Consider the following 18,960-nt stretch of genomic DNA (forward strand, 5'->3'; position numbering starts at 1 on the left):
TCTTTGGTGCGCGGTCCCCATCAGCCACCGCACCCATCGCCAAATTCAATTGCATATTGCCGCCTTTCAAATTGCCAATCATAGCCTGACGATCAAAGATCGATCGCCAGAGATCCCCCTCGTATATTTTTGCCTCCAGCGTTCCCCTCGAAAGAACGTCAAAGGCGACTACTCGTTTGCGAGCCGGTTATCCCATTTCCCTCCCCCTCATGGAGAGGCCTGCGACACGCTAAAACGCTCCTTTCGTTACAACCTTAAGGCGCATTCTTGAGGACAAAAAACTCCCGCCCGTTCCGGAGACCGAAACGGCACAAAAAGCTCCATGACCTGAAAAAACGGACCCCGAAAGACCCGCCAGCAAGAAGGTGAATATCGTCGATACGATCATCGAGATAATCTGTGGACTGAGATCCGCACCCCTTGTTGAAATGCATTTAGGCAGGATCGTGGGGAGAGATCAATGGCGTTTTTTCTGCAAAAACTCAGATCGGCCATTGACTCGTAAAGGCCGTTTTGCATCACCGACAAGGTGCGAAGCAGAATCGCTTATGAATCAATGAGATTCAATTTTGGCAATTTTTGAGAGCTGATTTTGGCAAAAAAATAAAAATCTTCTTGACTCAAAACTAGCCGCGACTTCCGTAGAGAAAGCCCCCGAGTTTTCCAGAGACCTCCAGCAAGCTGTTGTTTTTATTGCAAATTTCCTGTCGTCCATCTGACATGCGTTTGTCACGTTACGGCAGCAATGGTTAACGGGCAGTTAGAATCACAAAAAGCCCGGTCAAAAGACCAGGCTTTTTGAATAATTATTTGTGATTAGCCGGATTAGGCGGAAAGAGCCTTAACGCGCTGTGCGAGACGCGACACCTTGCGGGATGCGGTGTTGCCGTGCAGAACGCCCCGGGTGGCGGCGCGCTGAATCTCGGGCTGAGCTGCCTTCAGAGCTTCGGTAGCGACTGCGAGATCACCGGAAGCGATGGCTTCCTCGACCTTGCGGATGAAGCCGCGAACGCGCGAACGGCGAGCCTTGTTGACTGCGGTACGGCGAGCGATCTTGCGGGTCGCCTTTTTCGCCGAAGTTGTATTGGCCATGTATGCCTCTCTTCGAATTCAAACCAAATTCCGCAACCATAGGATCGGGTCGTTCGAAGACCTCACGTAACCCAAGAATGCGGGAGTAATTTCGGACAAGCCGGATGGCTTTCCTTAACCGTGGGCGGGCATATACCGCTAAAGCTTACGCCCGTCAACGCGCAAAACGCTTAAAAGCGCCGATATTCCGAATCCTTAGCGATTCCGGAAAGCGGGTTTGCGCTTTTCCACGAAGGCGACCATGCCCTCCTTCTGATCCACTGTCGCAAAGAGCGACTGGAAGGATCGTCTTTCATATCTCAGTCCTTCCGCAAGCGGCACCTCGAAGGAGCGATTGACGCTTTCCTTGGCCATGAGAACGGCAGCACGCGACAGGGAAGCGATGCGGGTTGCCGCCTCCACCGCCTCGTCCATGAGATTTGCGGCCGGCACAACACGCGACACGAGACCGGCCCGCTCAGCCTCCGCCACATCCATCATGCGCCCGGTCAGAACCAGATCCATGGCCTTCGCCTTGCCGACTGCCCGTGTCAGCCGCTGCGAGCCGCCCATGCCAGGGATGACACCGAGGGTGATTTCCGGCTGGCCGAATTTTGCCGTGTCCGAAGCGATGATGAAATCGCACATCATCGCCAGCTCGCAGCCGCCGCCCAGCGCAAAGCCGGATACGGCAGCGATGACCGGCTTGCGGGTGGCCGCAACCTCGTCCCAGCCGCCGAGAAAATCGCCGACATAGGCATCGACGAAATCCAGCCCCTGCATTTCCTTGATATCGGCGCCTGCCGCAAATGCCTTTTCCGAACCGGTGATAATGATCGCACCGATGGAATCATCGGCGGAAAACGAAGACAGAATGTGCCGCAGCTCTTTCAGAAGCACCGAATTGAGAGCGTTGAGCGCCTTGGGGCGGTTGAGGGTGATGACACCCACCTCATCGCGTTTCTCGACCAGTATCGTTTCATAGTCCACGGCAATCTCCCCTTCCGGCACTCCGGCTCCGTTACTTCTGGCAGGCGGCGCAATAAAAGGTCGAACGACCGGCCTGCACCACCCTTTCAACCGTACCCCCGCAGCCGGGTGTCCGGCAAGGCTGGCCTTCCTGATCGTAGACCGAAAAGGAATGCTGGAAATAACCGAGCGTTCCGTCCGTCTGTATATGGTCTCGCAATGAGGAGCCGCCGGCGGCGATCGCATCCGCGATCACGTCGCGGATTTTCTCCGTCAGATCGACGAGCTGCGCTTTGGGCTTGCCACCTTTCGTCACCAGCGTTCCCGCCGCCCGCAAAGGCGAAAGATGCGCGCGCCACAGCGCCTCGCAGACATAGATATTGCCGAGACCGGCAATGACCTTCTGGTCCAGCAGCGTGCTTTTCAGGGGCTGGCTTTTACCTTCAAACCGGCTCGCCAGATAATCCGCGCTCAGTGCATTGCCTGTCGGCTCCGGGCCGAGCTCGGCAAAAGCGGGGTAAAGGTCGAGCTTGTTGCGCTCCACCAGATGCATGAAGCCGAAGCGGCGCGGATCATTATAGATGACGCAGACGCGCTCTTCCCCTTTATCCAGATGAAAGACGACATGGTCATGCTTGCCGTCTTTGGAACGGACATGGTGAAACACGCCGGGTGCATCGTCGGCCTCGCCCGCTTCCGCCTCGATGCGGAACGAGCCGGACATGCCGAGGTGGGAAACGATGGTCAGCCCATCCTCCAGTTCGATCAGAAGATATTTCGCCCTGCGCCCGAGCGACAGGATCGTCTTGCCTTCGATAAGCGCTGCAAAATCCTGCGGGAATGGAAAGCGCAAATCGGGGCGGCCGAGATGGAGCCTGCGGACCCTTGCGCCTTCCATGGCGGGCGCAAGGCCGCGTCTGACGGTTTCGACTTCTGGCAATTCTGGCATCTGGCTTATCCGACAGTTTATCGTTAGGACCATGTGGTCTATACAGTGCACGCGAAATGTCGCGCCCAGGCGATGCGGCAACAGATAGCGTTGCCATGGCGTTTCCGCTATGGTCCGCCACGCAATAAATATGGAGACAGACGATGACCGACGCCCGTACCACTGCCCAAGGCGGCATGGAAACGTCCTATGGCTTCCACAAGGTGGACGAAGGCAAAAAGCAGGGGTTGGTCAACGAAGTCTTCCACAAGGTGGCCAAACGCTACGACATCATGAACGATGTGATGTCGGCCGGCCTGCACCGGCTGTGGAAAGACGCCATGGTCTCTTCGCTTTCGCCGCGCAAGGATGCGTCCTACAAGGTTCTGGACGTTGCGGGCGGCACCGGCGATATCGCCTTCCGCATCATCGAAGCCTCCAACCGTCTGGCGCATGCCACTGTTCTCGATATCAACGGCTCGATGCTGGCCGTCGGCGAAGAACGCGCGGCAAAAAAGAAGCTTTCCGACAATCTGACCTTCGTGGAAGCCAATGCCGAGGAACTGCCTTTCGAGGCAAACAGTTTCGACGCCTATACGATCGCGTTCGGCATCCGCAACGTTCCGCGCATCGACGTCGCGCTGAAGGAGGCCCATCGCGTGCTGAAGCGCGGCGGGCGGCTGCTGGTGCTGGAGTTTTCCGAGGTCGAAATGCCGTTGCTTGACCGCGTTTACGACGCCTGGTCGTTCAACGCCATCCCGCAATTCGGCAAGATGATCACGGGTGACGCCGAGCCCTATCAATATCTGGTCGAATCGATCCGCAAATTCCCCAATCAGGAGGATTTCGCGACGATGATCCGCACCGCCGGCTTCTCCCGTGTCACCTATACCAATTACACCGGCGGCATCGCCGCCCTGCATTCCGGCTGGAAGCTTTAAGACCATGGCCGGCAGACGCAGGAGACAAGCATAAGCATGAGTACTTTGGGCGCATATTTCCGCCTCGCAAGGGTTGGCTGGGTTCTCGTGCGCGAAGGCGTCGTGCTGGCCCTGCCTTCCGATGACCTGCCTGCTCCCGCCCAATTGTTGAAAGCGTTGCTGAAGCCGTTCGCCCGCAGCAAGGCGAAAAGGGCGCAGCGCAGCGACCGTCTGGCGGTGGCTGTCGAGCGGCTTGGTCCTTCCTATGTGAAGATGGGTCAGTTTCTCGCCACCCGGCCGGATGTGGTGGGCGCCGACTTCGCCGACGATCTCGCGAGCCTTCAGGACCGCATGGCCTTCTTCCCGGCGGCTGCGGCGAAAGCGAATATCGAAGGCTCGCTCGGCCGTTCTGTGTCCGATCTCTACAGGGAATTCGGCGATCCTATCGCCGCCGCCTCCATTGCCCAGGTTCATCCGGCAATGGTGGATACGCCGAAGGGGCCGCGCAAGGTGGCCGTCAAGGTCATCCGCCCCGGCGTGCGCCAGCGTTTCCAGAACGACCTCGAAGCGATGTATCTGATCGCCGATCTGCAGCAGCGTTTCGTCCGCTCCGCCCGTCGCCTGCGCCCCGTCGAGGTGACACGCACGCTGGAGCAGACCACCAAGATCGAGATGGATCTGCGGCTCGAGGCCGCCGCCCTTTCCGAACTTGCGGAAAACACCAGGGACGATCCCGGGTTCCGGGTTCCCGAGGTCGACTGGGAACGCACCGGGCGCGATGTCGTCACCATGGAGTGGATCGACGGCGTCAAGATGTCGGATATCGAAGGGTTGAAGGCCGCCGGCCACGACCTGAACAAACTCGCCGACACGCTGATCCAGTCCTTCCTGCGGCACACGCTGCGCGATGGTTTTTTCCATGCAGACATGCATCCCGGCAATCTCTTCGTCGATGCTGAGGGCGAGATCGTCGCCGTCGACATGGGCATTGCCGGACGTCTCGGCAAAAAGGAACGCCGCTTCCTTGCCGAAATTCTCTACGGCTTCATTACCCGCGATTACATGCGGGTAGCGGAAGTGCACTTCGAGGCCGGATACGTGCCGGGCCATCACGATATAGCAAGCTTCGCTCAGGCGATCCGCGCCATTGGCGAGCCGATCCACGGCCAGCCGGCCGAAACGATCTCCATGGGCAAGCTTTTGACGCTGCTATTCGAAGTGACCGAGCTTTTCGACATGGAAACGCGGCCGGAACTGGTGATGCTGCAAAAGACCATGGTGGTGGTGGAAGGCGTGTCGCGCATGCTCAATCCGCGCTTCAACATGTGGAAGGCGGCAGACCCGGTTGTCGGCGGCTGGATCAGGGACAATCTCGGCCCGAAACGCATCGTCACCGATCTGAAGGACGGCGTGAAGGCGGCCCTCAAGCTTGCCGAGGCAGCGCCGGAGATCGCAGCCAAGACGGAGAAGCTGCATTCCGAATTGATGTATATGAGCGAGAACGGCCTGCGTTTCGACGCGCAAACGGCGGAAGCCATCGGCAAGGCGGAAGCGCGCCATACCAAATGGGGACGGGCGGCACTCTGGGTCATAGCGCTGACGCTTCTTTACATCGCAATCAGGATAAGCTGAGCATCTCGGCACCGGTGAGTGCCATGTTTGTGTAATGCATTGGAGCGATAAGGGCCTGATCTCTAATCGAGACAGGTGATCGATGCGGAGTAAGGGCTGCTTTGATGCCTGCGCGGAATTGCGCCGGCGGTATAGACGGATGATGCCGGACGGGATTTGATTTTGATGGCAAAAGCGCAAGTACTGAAAGAGGCCCTTTCCTATTCTTCGTGGCCGCTGGTGTTCGTCGGCGGCCTGATGGGGTCCTATTTCGCTTTCACGAGCAGCCATCCGATCGCGGCCTTTTTGACCGTTTATGCGGGCGCAGTTTTGAGCCTGTTTCTTCTCGAACGTTATATTCCCTACGAAGTCCAATGGCTTGAGGGTGATGGCGAGACCGTAAATAGCATCGGCCACACGCTTTTGACGAAAGGGCTGGTCCAGCTCGCAGCAGCCGCAGCGGCAATCTTCCCGATGGTGACCGCCAATGTGCTGCAGCCGCTTGCCGCCATGCGTTTCGACCTGTGGCCGTCTCATCTGCCGATGATCGTTCAGGTCGCCCTTGCGGTGACGATTGCCGAATTCGGCCTCTACTGGTCCCACCGTATTGCACATGAAACCGTATTCTTCTGGCGTTTCCATGCGCTGCATCACAGCGTCGTGCGGCTCTGGGTCGTCAATACGGGACGGTTCCATGTGGCCGATTCCCTGTTCAAGATCGCGCTCAGCCAGATTCCGCTCTATTTCATGGGTGCGCCGCTACAGGTTTTCTGGTGGCTGGGCGCCGTTACCGCATTCATCGGTATTTTGACCCATTGCAACGTCGATATGAAAACGGGGCCGCTCGATTACGTGTTCAGCACCCCACGCCTGCACCGCTGGCACCATTCGAAGCAGCTTCCGGAAGGAAACACCAATTACGGCGAGAACCTCGTCTTCTTCGATCTGATCTTCGGCTCCTATCATAACCCCGACAGGCCCTCTTCCACCGATATCGGTATCAAGGGTAAGATTGCGAAAGGATTCCTGCCGCAGCTCCTGCAGCCCTTCACCAAGGAAGGCGTCCGCCAGATCATCGGCAAGGACACCAAACTCGACTGAACCGAAAAACTACAGGGCACGCGCAGTATCGATCACGATACCGAGTTCGCCCCGCAGTTTTTTGGTCAGACCGGCTGCGACAAGCTCATAGGAGCGACGCACATAGTGCTCCAGTTCTTCCTGTTCGAGCGGGGAATGATCGCCAATCGATATCCATTTGCGTTTGGCGAAATAGGGCGCCTGCCCTATGCCTTCCAGCGAGGTCAATATTTCGAAGCTCTCTTCCGAGCATTTCACGACCAGCCGCCAGTCCTCCCGCTCGCCAAGCACGGCAAAGACCTTGTCGCCCACCTTGGCAACATGCGAATCCCATTGGTCGACAAAACGCACGCCCGGCCATTTGCCGAGCACCCTGTCGAATGTCTTGCGATCGAACAGGCTCATGCGAGTTTCTCCGCGATCAGGGCCGCCAGACGTTTTGCAACGTCGGCCTTGTCGAGATCCGGCCAGGCGTCGATGCCATCTGCGGAAATGATCTTCACGCTGTTGCGATCTCCGCCCATGATGCCGGTTTCCGCCGAAACATCATTCGCGACGATATAGTCCGCCCCTTTGCGCTCCAGCTTCGCCCGGCCGTTCTTCTCGACATCCTGCGTTTCGGCGGCGAAGCCCACCACAATCTTCGGGCGTTTTTCATGGTGGCCGACGGTTTTGAGAATGTCGGGATTTTCCGTCAGTTGCAGCGCCGGCGGCGCATCGCCCGGCTGCTTCTTGATCTTCTGTTCCGACGAGCCCGTCACCCGCCAGTCGGCGACGGCGGCGACCATGACGGCGATATCCGCCGGCAGTCTCGATATCACCGCATCGCGCATCTCCTCGGCGCGCTCGACATGGATAGTCGTGACCCCGGCAGGATCGGCGATGGTGACCGGGCCGGAAACCAGCATGACCTCCGCCCCCAGTTCCGCCAGAGCCGCCGCAATGGCATGGCCCTGCTTGCCCGAGGAGCGGTTGGCGATGTAGCGCACCGGGTCAATCGGTTCATGCGTGGGGCCGGAGGTCACGATCGCCGTTCTGCCCTTCAGGGGCTTTGGCCCCTCATCCAGCAATGCCGCGACGGCTTCGACGATCTGCAATGGCTCGGCCATACGGCCAAAACCAGCCTCGCCCTTCTCTGCCATCTCGCCGGCCATGGGTCCGATGAAAAACACGCCGTCTTTTTTCAGCGTTTCGACATTCCGCAGCGTGGGCTTTGCCGCCCACATTTTCGGGTTCATCGCCGGTGCCACCAGCACCTTTCGATCCGTCGCGAGAAGGATAGTGGAAGCAAGATCGTCTGCCAGACCATGCGCCATCTTCGCCATCAGATCGGCGGTGGCGGGCGCCACAAGCACAAGGTCGCAGTCACGCGCCAGCCTGATATGGCCGACATCCTGTTCATCCTGCCGGGAAAAGAGCTCGGTGAAGACATGGGTAGCGGAAAGTGCACCGACAGCAAGCGGCGTGACGAATTCCTGGGCGCCCTTGGTCATGACCGGCGTTACCTTCGCGCCGCGCTCTTTCAGGCGGCGAATGAGATCGAGGCTCTTATAGGCCGCTATGCCGCCGGAGATGATGAGGAGAATATGTTTGCCTGAAAGCGTCATGATGCCGGACCAGTTTCCCGTTTCAGGGGAAACTAAGCCCTTGGCATACAAAGTGCAATCACGCCTTTGTCACGCCGCCTTGGCGACATGATATTCCTTGATCGCGACCATCTTGATCGCCGGAAAACGCTCGGACTCATAGCGGAGCGAGAAGGCGTCCTGCGCCAGAAACACCGGATCGCCATCCAGATCGCGGGCGATATCGCCGCGCTTGACGTTGAGGAACTTGTCCATTTCCGCCGGCTGATCGGAGGAAATCCAGCGGCAGACGGAAAAGCGCGACATTTCGAAGGAGACCGGCAGGCCATATTCGCCCATCAGACGCTCCTTCAACACGTCGAGCTGCAGTGCGCCGACAACGCCGACGATGGCCGGCGAGCCGTCTTCCGGCGAAAAGAGCTGCACGACGCCTTCTTCCGCCATCTGCTGCAGGGCTTCCTTCAGTTTCTTCGCCTTCATGGCGTCTTCCAGACGCACGCGACGCAGGATTTCCGGCGAAAAGTTTGGCACGCCCTGGAAAACGAGGTTTTCACCCTCGGTCAGCGTATCGCCGATGCGCAGCGTGCCATGGTTCGGGATGCCGACCACGTCGCCCGCAAAGGCCGTATCGGCAAGCTGGCGCTGTGAGGCGAAGAAGAACTGCGGCGCAGTGAGGCCCATCTGTTTGCCGGTGCGAGCAAGCCGCGCCTTCATGCCGCGCTCCAGCTTGCCGGAGCAGATGCGGGCAAAAGCGATGCGGTCACGATGGTTCGGATCCATATTGGCCTGAATCTTGAAGACGAAGGCCGTCATTTTTTCTTCAGCCGCATGTACGGTGCGGGTATCGGCCACCTGATCGCGCGGCGGCGGCGCGAAATCGCCAAGCGCATTGATGAGGTCACGCACACCGAAATTGCGCAGCGCCGAACCGAAGAACACCGGCGTCATATGACCTTCGAGAAACGCCTGACGATCGAAAGGACGGCAGGCTTCCAGCGCCAGTTCGGTTTCTTCGACGAAAAGATGGCGCTCATTTTCCGGCAGGCGATCGGCAACCGCCTGCGGACCGTTGACCGGCATGGCTTCCACCTGCGTATCGACGCCACGGAAGGTGCTATCGGCGAGATTATAGGCGCCGCAGAAGGTCTTTGCCCGACCGACCGGCCAGGTGATGGGCGCGGTATCGAGCGCGAGCTTCTCTTCCACCTCATCGAGAATCTCGAAGGGGTCGCGGCTTTCGCGGTCCATCTTGTTGATGAAGGTGATGATCGGAATATCGCGCATGCGGCAGACTTCGAAGAGCTTCAGCGTGCGCGGCTCGATACCCTTGGCGGCGTCGATGACCATGATTGCCGCATCCACCGCCGTCAGCGTGCGGTAGGTGTCGTCGGCGAAGTCCTCGTGGCCGGGCGTATCGAGAATGTTGAAGACACGGTCGTTATATTCGAAGGTCATGACCGAGGTAACGACCGAAATGCCGCGCTCACGCTCGATCTTCATCCAGTCCGAACGGGTCTGGATGCGGTCCTTCTTCGCCTTCACCTCACCGGCAAGCTGGATCGCTCCGCCGAACAGCAGCAGTTTTTCGGTAAGCGTGGTCTTACCCGCGTCCGGGTGCGCGATAATAGCAAAGGTGCGGCGGCGGGAGACCGCCTCGGCAAGTGTTTCGGCCATCTGACAAATCCTGTGGAATTGCGGGCTATCTAGCGTTTCAGGCCCGCATTTGCAATTGACCTTGCCGCGATCTCGGCAAACTAATGCCGGATGACCCTTCAAAACGACAATCGCCCCCCTCTCCGGCTCGTCCGCCTCGCCAATGGCGCTGACCTCGAATTGCCGTCTTACGAAACCCGTGGCGCCGCCGGCATGGACCTGCGCGCTGCCGTACCTTCCGGTGAACCGCTGACCCTGCAACCGGGCGAACGCGCCCTGGTCCCGACCGGTTTCATCTTCGAGGTTCCGCAGGGTTATGAGGCGCAAATCCGCCCCCGCTCCGGCCTCGCCATCAAGAACGGCATCACCTGCCTCAACTCTCCCGGCACGGTGGACAGCGATTATCGCGGCGAGGTGAAAGTCATCCTCGCCAATCTGAGCCAGGACGTTTTCGTCATCGAGCGCGGCATGCGCATTGCGCAGATGGTGATTGCGCCGGTAACCCAGGTTATCGTGAGCGAGGTGACGGAAACCTCGCAGACGGCGCGGGGCGCCGGCGGTTTCGGCTCCACCGGGGTTTAGCGACGCCGCTGGGACAGACGCGCGGACTGATTGTCTTTACTCGGCAATTTCGCTATGGATTTGGCGGATTTTCCGGGAAACACGATCATGACGCTGACGACACTTTTCGCCTATGCCACCGCCCTCTTCATCGCCGCCGCCATTCCCGGCCCCGGCATGACGGCGATCGTGGCGCGGGCGCTGGGTTCGGGCTTTCGCGAAACCTTCTTTATGGGTCTCGGGCTGGTGCTGGGCGACATGATTTACCTGACCGCTGTGATCCTGGGCCTGGCCTTCGTCGCGCAGACCTTTCAGGAAGCCTTCATGGTGCTGAAATTCGCGGGCGCGGCCTATCTCCTTTATATTGCCTGGAAGCTTTGGACCGCCGGCCTGCTGCCACAGGAGCTGAAGGCCAAGAAAAGCACCAGCATGCCCATGTCCTTCCTGTCCGGACTGTTGATCACGCTCGGCAACCCGAAAACCATGCTGTTTTATGTGGCGCTGGTGCCGACGCTGATCGATATCCGCATGATCGGCCCCTCGGAATATGCGACACTTCTCGCCATCACCTTCGTCGTGCTGATGGCGGTTCTCCTGCCTTACATCCTGCTTGCGGCCAAGGCGCGTAACCTCCTGAAAAGGCCGAGCGCCTTGACGATCCTCAACCGTACGGCGGCGGGTATTCTGGCCGGAACCGCAACCATGATCGCGATCCGCAGCACGTAAAACAAATTCGTGCATTTATGCGACTTATCGTGAAATTATTCCTGCAATTTAGGGATATTAGGACGAACGTTCGCTAGCTTGCGAAAGCTATTGCTCCTATTCTGCCGCTCAAATCTTGCGGTCTTTACACAGGAGAGCATCATGCCCGAAGCCAGAAAGCCCGGACGCGGACGCGTCTATTCCTCGATTACGGAAACAATCGGCGACACGCCGATCGTGCGGCTCGACAAGCTGGCGAAGGAGAAGGGCGTGAAGGCCAACCTTCTCGCCAAACTCGAATTTTTCAATCCCATCGCTTCCGTAAAGGACCGCATCGGCGTCGCCATGATCGAAGCTCTGGAAGCGCAGGGCAAGATCACCCCCGGCAAAACCACGCTGGTGGAGCCGACATCCGGCAACACGGGCATCGCGCTTGCCTTCGCCGCCGCTGCGAAGGGCTACAAGCTGATCCTGACCATGCCTGAAACCATGTCGGTTGAGCGCCGGAAAATGCTGGCCCTGCTCGGCGCCGAACTGGTTTTGACCGAAGGTCCCAAGGGCATGAAGGGCGCCATCGCCAAGGCGCAGGAACTGGCCGAGACCCTGCCTGACGCGATCATTCCGCAGCAGTTCGAAAACCCCGCCAATCCCGATATTCACCGCAAGACGACGGCTGAAGAAATCTGGAACGACACCGAAGGCACGGTCGATATTCTCGTCTCGGGCATCGGCACCGGCGGCACCATCACCGGCACGGGTCAGGTGCTGAAATCCCGCAAGCCCGAGGTGAAGGTCATTGCGGTCGAACCTGCCGACAGCCCGGTTCTTTCCGGCGGCAACCCCGGCCCGCACAAGATTCAGGGCATCGGCGCCGGTTTTGCACCCGCCATCCTCGATACCGGCATTTATGATGAGATCGTCACCGTGACCAATGACGAGGCTTTCGAAACCGCACGTCTGGCGGCAAGGCTGGAAGGCGTGCCGGTCGGCATCTCCTCGGGTGCGGCGCTGGCGGCGGCAATCAAGGTCGGCGCGCGGGAAGAAAATGCCGGCAAGAACATCGTCGTCATCATTCCTTCCTTCGCGGAACGCTACCTTTCGACGGCGCTTTTCGAAGGCCTTGGGCTTTAAGCCACGCTTTCAAGCGCGGTATGATCGCGCGCGAGATTAGCGAATATTCTTATGTGCCGCCGGCTCCGCTGGCGGCACAATGTTTTTCAGAGAAGGCAAAAGGGTGACCTTCTGGAGCACATCCGGTTTAAACGGAATCGTTAGACGTGCTCTACTTCCTTGTTTTTACACACTTTCCTGACAAAAACCGCTTCGTGCTTTTACTGGAAATGCTCTAGGCAGCCGCCGTCAGCCTTTCGCCAGCTATACGATAGGACACGGCTTCCGCCACATGGATACGGCCGACCGTCTGTTTGCCATCCAGATCGGCCAGGGTGCGGGCAACCTTGAGAATGCGATGATAACCGCGCGCGGAGAACCTCAGCCGCTCGGCCGCATCACGCAGCAATTGCAGCCCGGATGCATCCGGCTCGGCATATTTCTCTATCAGGGTCGTCGTGCAGCGGGCATTGGTGCGAATGGCGGCAAATCCCGCCGCCGCGTAACGTTCCTGCTGCGCAAGGCGCGCCCGGGCGACACGGGCGGCAACCGCCGCACTCGGCTCGGACGCGACGGGGCGGATGAGATCGGCGGCGGAGACGGCGGGAACGTCGATGCGGATATCGATACGATCCAGCAGCGGGCCGGAAATGCGGGCCTGATAATCCGTCACACAGCGCGGGCCTCGAGCGCAGGTGAAACCCGGCTCTCCCGCCATGCCGCAGCGGCAGGGGTTCATCGCCGCAACGAGCTGGATTTCCGCCGGATAGCTGACGCGATGATTGGCCCGCGCAATGATGCATTCGCCCGTTTCCAGCGGCTGGCGCAGCGCATCCAGCACCTGCGGCGAAAATTCCGGGAACTCATCCAGAAAAAGAACGCCGTGATGGGCGAGCGAAGCCTCACCCGGCTTGGCGCGAAGCCCTCCGCCGATCAGCGCGGCCATGGTGGCGGAGTGGTGCGGGGTGCGGAATGGCCTGCGGTCCGAAAGCTTGCCGCCGGACAATTGGCCGGCGATGGAATGGACCATGGACACTTCCAGCAATTCCGCCGCCTCCAGCGGCGGCAGGATGGAAGGCAAGCGGGCTGCGAGCATGGATTTGCCGGAGCCGGGTGGACCGACCATAAGCAGGTTGTGTCCGCCGGCGGCTGCCACCTCCAGCGCGCGCCGGGCGCTCTCCTGTCCTTTTATATCCGCTAAATCCGGCAGATTGACCGGGTTGGCGCGGATGGCTGGCGTCGGGCGCGAGAGAAGCTGGGTGCCGCGCAAATGATTGGCCAGCGCAATCAGGCTGCGCGGGGCGAGAATATCGATACCGGCGCCGGCCCAGGCCGCTTCCGGTCCGCTTTCAGCCGGGCAGATCAGCCCCTTGCCAAGCGCATTGGCGCCGATCGCCGCTGGAAGGGCGCCCGAAACCATACCGATGGTGCCATCGAGATTGAGTTCGCCGAGAACCACATAACGTGCCAGCATTTCTGCCGGTATCGCGCCCAAAGCGGCCATGAGGCCAAGCGCAATGGGAAGATCGAAATGCGATCCTTCCTTGGGTAGATCGGCAGGCGCGAGATTGACGGTGACTTTTTTTGCCGGCAGCGCCAGACCGGAGGCATGCAGGGCGGCCTGCACCCGCTCGCGGCTTTCGGCCACCGCCTTATCGGGCAGGCCGACAATCTGGATGCCCACCTTTCCCGGTGCGACCATGACCTGCACCTCGACGGGCACACCCTCTATGCCCTGAAATGCAACCGTATTGACCCTTGCCACCATGGCCTGCCCCCGCAAACCGGCCGCGCTGGTCAGAGCTTCATGCCCTATCGCGGCCACCCGCAAGCAACGTGCCACAGGGCAAAGAATAAAACAAGAACATCCAGCGAACAATTTCTCGCTGACGATGTATTTTAGTTGTATCTAGTTGTACTCGCGGAACAAAGCTGGACCGGCGAAAGCTCGCCTCAGAAATCCTGGGCTTCGCGCTTTTTCTCGATCGCATCCCACAACAGGCTTGCGACATCCGCACCGCCGAATTTCCGCACTTCGCGAATGCCGGTCGGCGAGGTGACGTTGATTTCCGTCATATAGTCGCCAATCACATCGATGCCGACGAAGAGGAAACCGCGTTCCCGCAAGGCAGGGCCGATGCGGCGGCAGATTTCCTTCTCGCGCGCGGTCAGTTCCGTCGGTTCCGGCCGGCCGCCGGCATGCATGTTGGAGCGGGCGTCGTTTTCCGCCGGCACGCGGTTGATTGCGCCAACCGGCTCGCCATCTACCAGAAGGATGCGCTTGTCGCCCTTTCGGACGTCAGGCAGATATTGCTGGGCGATATAAGGCTCGCGGAACATCTGGCCGAACATCTCCAGCAGAGAGGAGAAATTGCGGTCGTCGCGCGCGGAATGGAAGACGCCGGCGCCACCATTGCCATAAAGCGGCTTGAGGATGATATCGCCCATTTCATTGCGGAAGCGGGCGATTTCCTCCACATCCTTGGTGATCAGCGTCTTCGGCATCAGATCGGCGAATTCGGTGACGAAAATCTTTTCCGGCGAGTTGCGCACCCAGGCGGGATCGTTGACCACCAGCGTTTTCGGATGAATGCGCTCCAGCAGATGGGTCGAGGTGATGTAAGCCATGTCGAATGGTGGATCCTGACGCAGATGGATGACATCCATGGTCGACAGATCGACGCGCTCCGGTTCGGACAGCGAGAAATGGTCGCCCTTGATGTCGCGCAGTTCCATCTGCTCGACGGTGGCGTAAATCTTGCCATCGCGCATGGAAAGGCGCTCGGGCGTATAATGGAACAGCCGGTATCCGCGCGCCTGCGCCTCAAGGCTCATGGCGAAGGTGGAGTCGCCGACGATATTGATGCCGGAGACATGATCCATCTGGATCGCGACGTTCTTGATCTTCGCCATGCGCATGTTCCTCTTGCAGCATGCGGACGCTTTGTTGGCCCGCGGTGCCCATTGCCTCGCCTTTTCAAGCTTCCCTGCAGGACCGGTAGAAACCCGGAAATGCTTCAGAAAACCCTGAAGATGTAGGGCAGCGACCATTCAAAGGCAACTGCTGCAAGCGGTGGTTTGTGTGAGTTTTATTGAACCTTCACAATTCCGTCGGCGAAGCCGTGCAGGCGCCGCCGACTGGAATGTTTTATGGGTTCAGGCCGCCAGCTTATAGGAACGGCCGGCAAACAGCTTGTTCTTGACACGATAGGCAAAAGCCAGCGCCTTGGGGAACGGACGGCGCATGAAGGCGACTTTGCGGACATAATCATCCACCCGCCAGGTGGCCCATGTTCCCGCAGGGAAATAGGCGACATCGCCGACCCGCAGGATACTGATGGAACCGTCTTCCGCGGTCACATGCACTTCGCCTTCGAGAATATAGACGGTTTCATCCCAGCCGAAGAACCAGCGGAACTCACCCGCCGTGCAATCCCACATGGCGGTGCTGGAGGCACGGTCGCCGCTTCTGGAATGATCCGCCGCGCGCGCCTGGGGGTTGCCGGAAATGATCCATTCCGGATTGATGGGGGCCGGCTGAAGCCGCAGATCGGTGCAGGATGCGCTGACGACGGCCTCGTCTTTTGACCGGCGCAAATAGGCCGGCAATATCGGCACCGTGCGGATCGCCATGGTTGCCGCGGCAGCGAACATCATTTTGAAGGACATATTAGAAAACCCCCGTGAAATATTGGAGGTCTTCTATCATCGGGATCGTAACGAAGCGGTTTTGACAATCGGCGCAATTTTAGTCATCGCGCCGATTTCTGCGAAGCACTCAGGCTGTCGCCATTTGCGCGGGCTGCGCCGCCAGCTGCTCCGCTTTGCCGGCGATGCGCTTGCCGGTTTCGCTGGAGAAGAAATGCAGTTTCTCCGGCGCGATCGTGACGGAGAGCGCAGACGGAACCTCGACATCCGGCGGGAAAGCAACTGTCAGGTTCTGGTCGCCGATCATGCCGTGGATAAGGCGCTGCGACCCCAGTTCTTCGATATAATCGACCCGAAGCGGGAAGCCCTGCTCACCTGCCGCAGCGAGGCGGAAATCTTCCGCCCGCATGCCCACCGTCACGGGGCCGGAGGCAGGTGCGAAACCGTTGAGCGCAAAGAGCGACGGACCGATGGCGAGGCTATCGCCATGCAACTCGGCGTTCAGCAGGTTCATGGCGGGAGAGCCGATGAAACTCGCAACGAAGGTCGAGGCAGGCGTGTGATAGACATCGAGCGGTGCGCCGATCTGTTCGATACGGCCGCCATTCAACACCACAAGACGATCGGCCAGCGTCATGGCCTCCAGCTGATCGTGGGTGACGTAGATCGAGGTGGTGCCGAGGCGCTTTTGCAGGCGCTTGATCTCGCCGCGCATGGAAACGCGCAGCTTGGCATCGAGATTGGACAGGGGCTCGTCGAACAGGAAGGCCGCCGGTTTACGCACGATGGCGCGACCCATGGCGACACGTTGCCGTTGGCCGCCGGAAAGGGCGCGCGGCTTGCGGTCCAGATAGGGTTCGAGCTGCAGCATACGCGCGGCTTCGGCCACACGCGCATCGATCTCCGTCTTCGGCGTCTTGCGGTTCTTCAACCCGTATTCCAGGTTCTGGCGCACCGACATATGCGGATAAAGCGCATAGTTCTGAAACACCATGGCGATATCCCGGTCTGCCGGATCGGCCTGATTGACCACCCTGTCACCGATCTTCACCGTGCCTTCGGAAATATCCTCAAGCCCTGCGACCATGCGCAGAAGCGTGGATTTGCCGCAGCCGGAGGGGCCGACCAGAACGATGAACTCGCCGTCCCTGATGTCGATATCGACGTGGTGCACGGCGCGCACGCCACCATGATAATCCTTGCAGACCTGACTGATTTCTATCGCGGCCATTTCGGTCTCCTTATTTATCGCTTTCGGTCAGGCCCTTGATGAACCAGCGCTGGAAAATGACGACGATCAGCACCGGCGGCAGCATGGCCAGCACGGCGAGCGCGAAAGCTTCGTTGTAGTCGGGAATTTGCGAACCGACCCAGACCTGCAGGATCGACTTGATACCGCGCATCAGGGTGAAGAAGCCCTCATCCGTCGTCATCAGCATGGGCCAGAGATACTGGTTCCAGCCATAAACGAACATGATGATGAAGATCGCCGCCATCATGGTGCGGGACAGCGGGATGAGAACATCGATGAAGAATTTCACCGGCCCTGCGCCGTCAATGCGGGCAGCCTCCAGCAACTCCTCCGGCACGGATTTGAAGAACTGCCGGAAATAGAAGGTGCCCGTCGCCGAAGCGAGAAGCGGCACGATGAGGCCAGTATAGGAGTTCAAAAGGCCGAGTTTGCTCATCACCTCGTAGGAGGGCATGATGCGCACTTCGAGCGGCAGAAGCAGCGTGGTGAAAATGATCCAGAAGGCGAGCGTTGCGAACCGGAAGCGGAAATAGACGATCGCATAGGCCGCCGTCATCGACAGGACGATCTTGCCGACGGCAAAACCGATGCCGAGGATCAGCGAATTCAGCACCATGTTGAGACCCGTGATCTGCCCGGTGAAGCCGCCCTTCTGGGTCAGGACCTTTTCATAAGTCTCGATGAAATTATCGCCGGGAACCATCGTCAGACCGCTGCGGTGGATTTCCGCAGCGGTGTGGGTGGAGGTCATGAAGGCCACGATGACCGGCAAGATCAGGAACAGCGCACCGATGATCAGCACCAGATGATCGAGGGGTTTTGTCTTGTACATGGTCTTTTCCCTCAATTGTAATGGATGCGCTTTTCGATGAAGCGGAACTGGATGATGGTGAGAACGAAGACGACCAGCATCAGGATGACGGACTGGGCCGAGGAGCCACCGATGTCATTGCCGCGGAAACCGTCCAGAAACACCTTGTAGACCAGCGTGATCGGGTTGTTGGCGGCCTTGTCCTTCACCATCACGTCGATGACGCCGAATGTGTCGAAGAGCGCATAGGTGATGTTGATGATGAGCAGGAAGAAGGCCGTGGGCGCCAGAAGCGGCATGATCACCGTCCAGAACCGACGAAAGCCCGAGCGGCAGTCGATGGCGGCAGCCTCGCGCACCGAGACCGGCACACCCTGAAGACCCGAAAGGAAGAAGATGAAGTTGTAAGGGATCTGCTTCCAGACCGCGACGACGATCATGGCGAAGGCCGTATCGAAATAATTGAGGCCGACCTTCATGTCCCAGCCGAGGAATGCGGCCATCTTGACGAAGGGGCCGATATGCTGGTCGAAAAACATCATTCCGATGAGACCGGCGACCGGCGGCGCGATGGCATAGACGGAAATCAACAGCGTCTTGTATGTCGAGCTGCCGCGAATGACCGCGTCGGCCTTGACGGCGAGCAGCAGGCCGAGCGCCAGCGAAAAGAAGGTGACCAGCACGGTAAAGACAACCGTGAATTTGGCGATGCTGAGATATTCGGGACTGAAGATCGCATCCGAATAATTGGCAAGCCCGACGAAGGAAGCGCCGAAACCGAACGGGTCTTCGATATAGAAGGACGAATGTATGGCCTGAACCGATGGCCAGTAGAAGAAGATGAAAATCACCGCAAGCTGTGGCGCCAGAAACAGGTAGGGTACGTAGGACGAGGAGAACTGCACGCGCTTCATGCCGGCGTCGGCAGGTTTGGCTGGCTTTCCAGCCTTTGCGGACCAGCCGGACAAAAACCGGCGCGGTTGAGACGATGTATAGGCCACGCTTGCGCTTCCTTATCCGAGAGCGAGCCTCCCTTCCGTGGGAAAGGAGGCTCG

At 59.2% G+C, this 18,960-nt stretch carries 18 protein-coding genes; 6 read left to right on the forward strand and 12 right to left on the reverse strand.

Annotated features, from left to right (window positions below; translation table 11 throughout):
- Window positions 1-825: 825 nt before the first annotated feature.
- From rpsT to mutM, 3 genes are all read right to left on the reverse strand, one after another.
- Entirely contained in the window at window positions 826-1,092 is a 267-nt protein-coding gene (rpsT, locus tag I3J13_RS04490) for a 30S ribosomal protein S20 (protein WP_003493474.1), read from the reverse strand.
- A 195-nt stretch (window positions 1,093-1,287) separates the two neighbouring features.
- Complete coding sequence (locus tag I3J13_RS04495; protein WP_196378103.1) at window positions 1,288-2,061, reverse strand: enoyl-CoA hydratase; 774 nt, start codon at window positions 2,059-2,061, stop codon at window positions 1,288-1,290.
- A gap of 31 nt (window positions 2,062-2,092) precedes the next feature.
- A complete protein-coding gene (mutM, locus tag I3J13_RS04500) occupies window positions 2,093-2,989 on the reverse strand; it encodes a bifunctional DNA-formamidopyrimidine glycosylase/DNA-(apurinic or apyrimidinic site) lyase (RefSeq protein ID WP_196378104.1) in 897 nt (298 codons plus the stop codon).
- A gap of 143 nt (window positions 2,990-3,132) precedes the next feature.
- Here mutM and ubiE point away from each other — a divergent pair, with 143 nt between their 5' ends.
- The 3 genes from ubiE (at window position 3,133) to olsE (ending at window position 6,600) form a co-directional block, all read left to right on the forward strand.
- Window positions 3,133-3,909: a bifunctional demethylmenaquinone methyltransferase/2-methoxy-6-polyprenyl-1,4-benzoquinol methylase UbiE gene (gene ubiE, locus I3J13_RS04505; RefSeq protein WP_003520094.1), complete on the forward strand. Its 777-nt coding sequence runs from the start codon at window positions 3,133-3,135 to the stop codon at window positions 3,907-3,909.
- Window positions 3,910-3,945: 36 nt separating this feature from the next.
- Window positions 3,946-5,520 (forward strand): 2-polyprenylphenol 6-hydroxylase, encoded by a 1,575-nt coding sequence (ubiB, locus tag I3J13_RS04510; protein ID WP_080818093.1) that lies wholly within the window; start codon window positions 3,946-3,948, stop codon window positions 5,518-5,520.
- Window positions 5,521-5,685: 165 nt separating this feature from the next.
- Window positions 5,686-6,600, forward strand: coding sequence for an ornithine lipid hydroxylase OlsE (gene olsE / locus I3J13_RS04515; protein ID WP_196378105.1), 915 nt, complete (start codon window positions 5,686-5,688; stop codon window positions 6,598-6,600).
- 9 nt (window positions 6,601-6,609) lie between these two features.
- On the opposite strand, the gene I3J13_RS04520 is transcribed toward olsE, so the two are convergent.
- The 3 genes from I3J13_RS04520 to I3J13_RS04530 form a co-directional block, all read right to left on the reverse strand.
- Window positions 6,610-6,984, reverse strand: coding sequence for an MmcQ/YjbR family DNA-binding protein (locus tag I3J13_RS04520; protein WP_078051349.1), 375 nt, complete (start codon window positions 6,982-6,984; stop codon window positions 6,610-6,612).
- The gene (gene coaBC, locus I3J13_RS04525) at window positions 6,981-8,186 is read right to left on the reverse strand and encodes a bifunctional phosphopantothenoylcysteine decarboxylase/phosphopantothenate--cysteine ligase CoaBC (protein ID WP_196378106.1); all 1,206 of its coding nucleotides are present in this window, start codon (window positions 8,184-8,186) and stop codon (window positions 6,981-6,983) included. The genes I3J13_RS04520 and coaBC overlap by 4 nt, the downstream gene beginning before the upstream one ends.
- 69 nt (window positions 8,187-8,255) lie before the next feature.
- On the reverse strand, window positions 8,256-9,839 hold the full coding sequence (locus I3J13_RS04530; RefSeq protein WP_003520100.1) for a peptide chain release factor 3: 1,584 nt from the start codon (window positions 9,837-9,839) through the stop codon (window positions 8,256-8,258).
- Between the two features lie 90 nt (window positions 9,840-9,929).
- On the opposite strand from I3J13_RS04530, the gene dut reads away from it, so the two are divergent.
- From dut to cysK, 3 genes are all read left to right on the forward strand, one after another.
- Window positions 9,930-10,400: a dUTP diphosphatase gene (dut, locus tag I3J13_RS04535; protein ID WP_196378107.1), complete on the forward strand. Its 471-nt coding sequence runs from the start codon at window positions 9,930-9,932 to the stop codon at window positions 10,398-10,400.
- Between the two features lie 87 nt (window positions 10,401-10,487).
- Window positions 10,488-11,105: a LysE family translocator gene (locus I3J13_RS04540; RefSeq protein ID WP_003520102.1), complete on the forward strand. Its 618-nt coding sequence runs from the start codon at window positions 10,488-10,490 to the stop codon at window positions 11,103-11,105.
- A gap of 141 nt (window positions 11,106-11,246) precedes the next feature.
- On the forward strand, window positions 11,247-12,215 hold the full coding sequence (gene cysK / locus I3J13_RS04545; RefSeq protein WP_003520103.1) for a cysteine synthase A: 969 nt from the start codon (window positions 11,247-11,249) through the stop codon (window positions 12,213-12,215).
- A 214-nt stretch (window positions 12,216-12,429) separates the two neighbouring features.
- Here the strand turns inward: cysK and I3J13_RS04550 are convergent, their stop codons facing one another.
- The 6 genes from I3J13_RS04550 to I3J13_RS04575 all read right to left on the reverse strand — a co-directional run bounded on the left by I3J13_RS04550 (window position 12,430) and on the right by I3J13_RS04575 (window position 18,906).
- Window positions 12,430-13,962 (reverse strand): YifB family Mg chelatase-like AAA ATPase, encoded by a 1,533-nt coding sequence (locus I3J13_RS04550; protein ID WP_196378108.1) that lies wholly within the window; start codon window positions 13,960-13,962, stop codon window positions 12,430-12,432.
- A gap of 185 nt (window positions 13,963-14,147) precedes the next feature.
- Window positions 14,148-15,107 carry a glutathione synthase gene (gshB, locus tag I3J13_RS04555; protein WP_196378109.1) on the reverse strand — a complete coding sequence of 320 codons (960 nt, stop codon included), beginning with the start codon at window positions 15,105-15,107 and terminating at the stop codon, window positions 14,148-14,150.
- Between the two features lie 243 nt (window positions 15,108-15,350).
- Window positions 15,351-15,863 carry a cupin domain-containing protein gene (locus tag I3J13_RS04560; protein WP_174055919.1) on the reverse strand — a complete coding sequence of 171 codons (513 nt, stop codon included), beginning with the start codon at window positions 15,861-15,863 and terminating at the stop codon, window positions 15,351-15,353.
- A gap of 109 nt (window positions 15,864-15,972) precedes the next feature.
- Window positions 15,973-17,073 carry a sn-glycerol-3-phosphate import ATP-binding protein UgpC gene (locus I3J13_RS04565; RefSeq protein WP_196378110.1) on the reverse strand — a complete coding sequence of 367 codons (1,101 nt, stop codon included), beginning with the start codon at window positions 17,071-17,073 and terminating at the stop codon, window positions 15,973-15,975.
- Window positions 17,074-17,083: 10 nt separating this feature from the next.
- Window positions 17,084-17,926, reverse strand: coding sequence for a sn-glycerol-3-phosphate ABC transporter permease UgpE (gene ugpE, locus I3J13_RS04570; RefSeq protein ID WP_003520108.1), 843 nt, complete (start codon window positions 17,924-17,926; stop codon window positions 17,084-17,086).
- An 11-nt stretch (window positions 17,927-17,937) separates the two neighbouring features.
- Window positions 17,938-18,906: an ABC transporter permease subunit gene (locus I3J13_RS04575; protein WP_170985783.1), complete on the reverse strand. Its 969-nt coding sequence runs from the start codon at window positions 18,904-18,906 to the stop codon at window positions 17,938-17,940.
- Window positions 18,907-18,960 lie beyond the last annotated feature (54 nt).

The sequence above is a fragment of the Agrobacterium leguminum genome (genome assembly GCF_015704895.1).
In the GTDB taxonomy this organism is placed as follows: Bacteria; Pseudomonadota; Alphaproteobacteria; order Rhizobiales; family Rhizobiaceae; genus Agrobacterium; species Agrobacterium leguminum.

Excerpts from the sequence above, each read along its gene's own strand:
- rpsT (WP_003493474.1), bottom strand. The coding sequence starts at position 1,092 with ATGGCCAATACAACTTCGGCGAAAAAGGCGACCCGCAAGATCGCTCGC.
- mutM (WP_196378104.1), bottom strand. The coding sequence starts at position 2,989 with ATGCCAGAATTGCCAGAAGTCGAAACCGTCAGACGCGGCCTTGCGCCC.
- ubiE (WP_003520094.1), top strand. The coding sequence starts at position 3,133 with ATGACCGACGCCCGTACCACTGCCCAAGGCGGCATGGAAACGTCCTAT.
- ubiB (WP_080818093.1), top strand. The coding sequence starts at position 3,946 with ATGAGTACTTTGGGCGCATATTTCCGCCTCGCAAGGGTTGGCTGGGTT.
- olsE (WP_196378105.1), top strand. The coding sequence starts at position 5,686 with ATGGCAAAAGCGCAAGTACTGAAAGAGGCCCTTTCCTATTCTTCGTGG.
- I3J13_RS04520 (WP_078051349.1), bottom strand. The coding sequence starts at position 6,984 with ATGAGCCTGTTCGATCGCAAGACATTCGACAGGGTGCTCGGCAAATGG.
- coaBC (WP_196378106.1), bottom strand. The coding sequence starts at position 8,186 with ATGACGCTTTCAGGCAAACATATTCTCCTCATCATCTCCGGCGGCATA.
- I3J13_RS04530 (WP_003520100.1), bottom strand. The coding sequence starts at position 9,839 with ATGGCCGAAACACTTGCCGAGGCGGTCTCCCGCCGCCGCACCTTTGCT.
- dut (WP_196378107.1), top strand. The coding sequence starts at position 9,930 with ATGACCCTTCAAAACGACAATCGCCCCCCTCTCCGGCTCGTCCGCCTC.
- I3J13_RS04540 (WP_003520102.1), top strand. The coding sequence starts at position 10,488 with ATGACGCTGACGACACTTTTCGCCTATGCCACCGCCCTCTTCATCGCC.
- cysK (WP_003520103.1), top strand. The coding sequence starts at position 11,247 with ATGCCCGAAGCCAGAAAGCCCGGACGCGGACGCGTCTATTCCTCGATT.
- I3J13_RS04550 (WP_196378108.1), bottom strand. The coding sequence starts at position 13,962 with ATGGTGGCAAGGGTCAATACGGTTGCATTTCAGGGCATAGAGGGTGTG.
- gshB (WP_196378109.1), bottom strand. The coding sequence starts at position 15,107 with ATGGCGAAGATCAAGAACGTCGCGATCCAGATGGATCATGTCTCCGGC.
- I3J13_RS04560 (WP_174055919.1), bottom strand. The coding sequence starts at position 15,863 with ATGTCCTTCAAAATGATGTTCGCTGCCGCGGCAACCATGGCGATCCGC.
- I3J13_RS04565 (WP_196378110.1), bottom strand. The coding sequence starts at position 17,073 with ATGGCCGCGATAGAAATCAGTCAGGTCTGCAAGGATTATCATGGTGGC.
- ugpE (WP_003520108.1), bottom strand. The coding sequence starts at position 17,926 with ATGTACAAGACAAAACCCCTCGATCATCTGGTGCTGATCATCGGTGCG.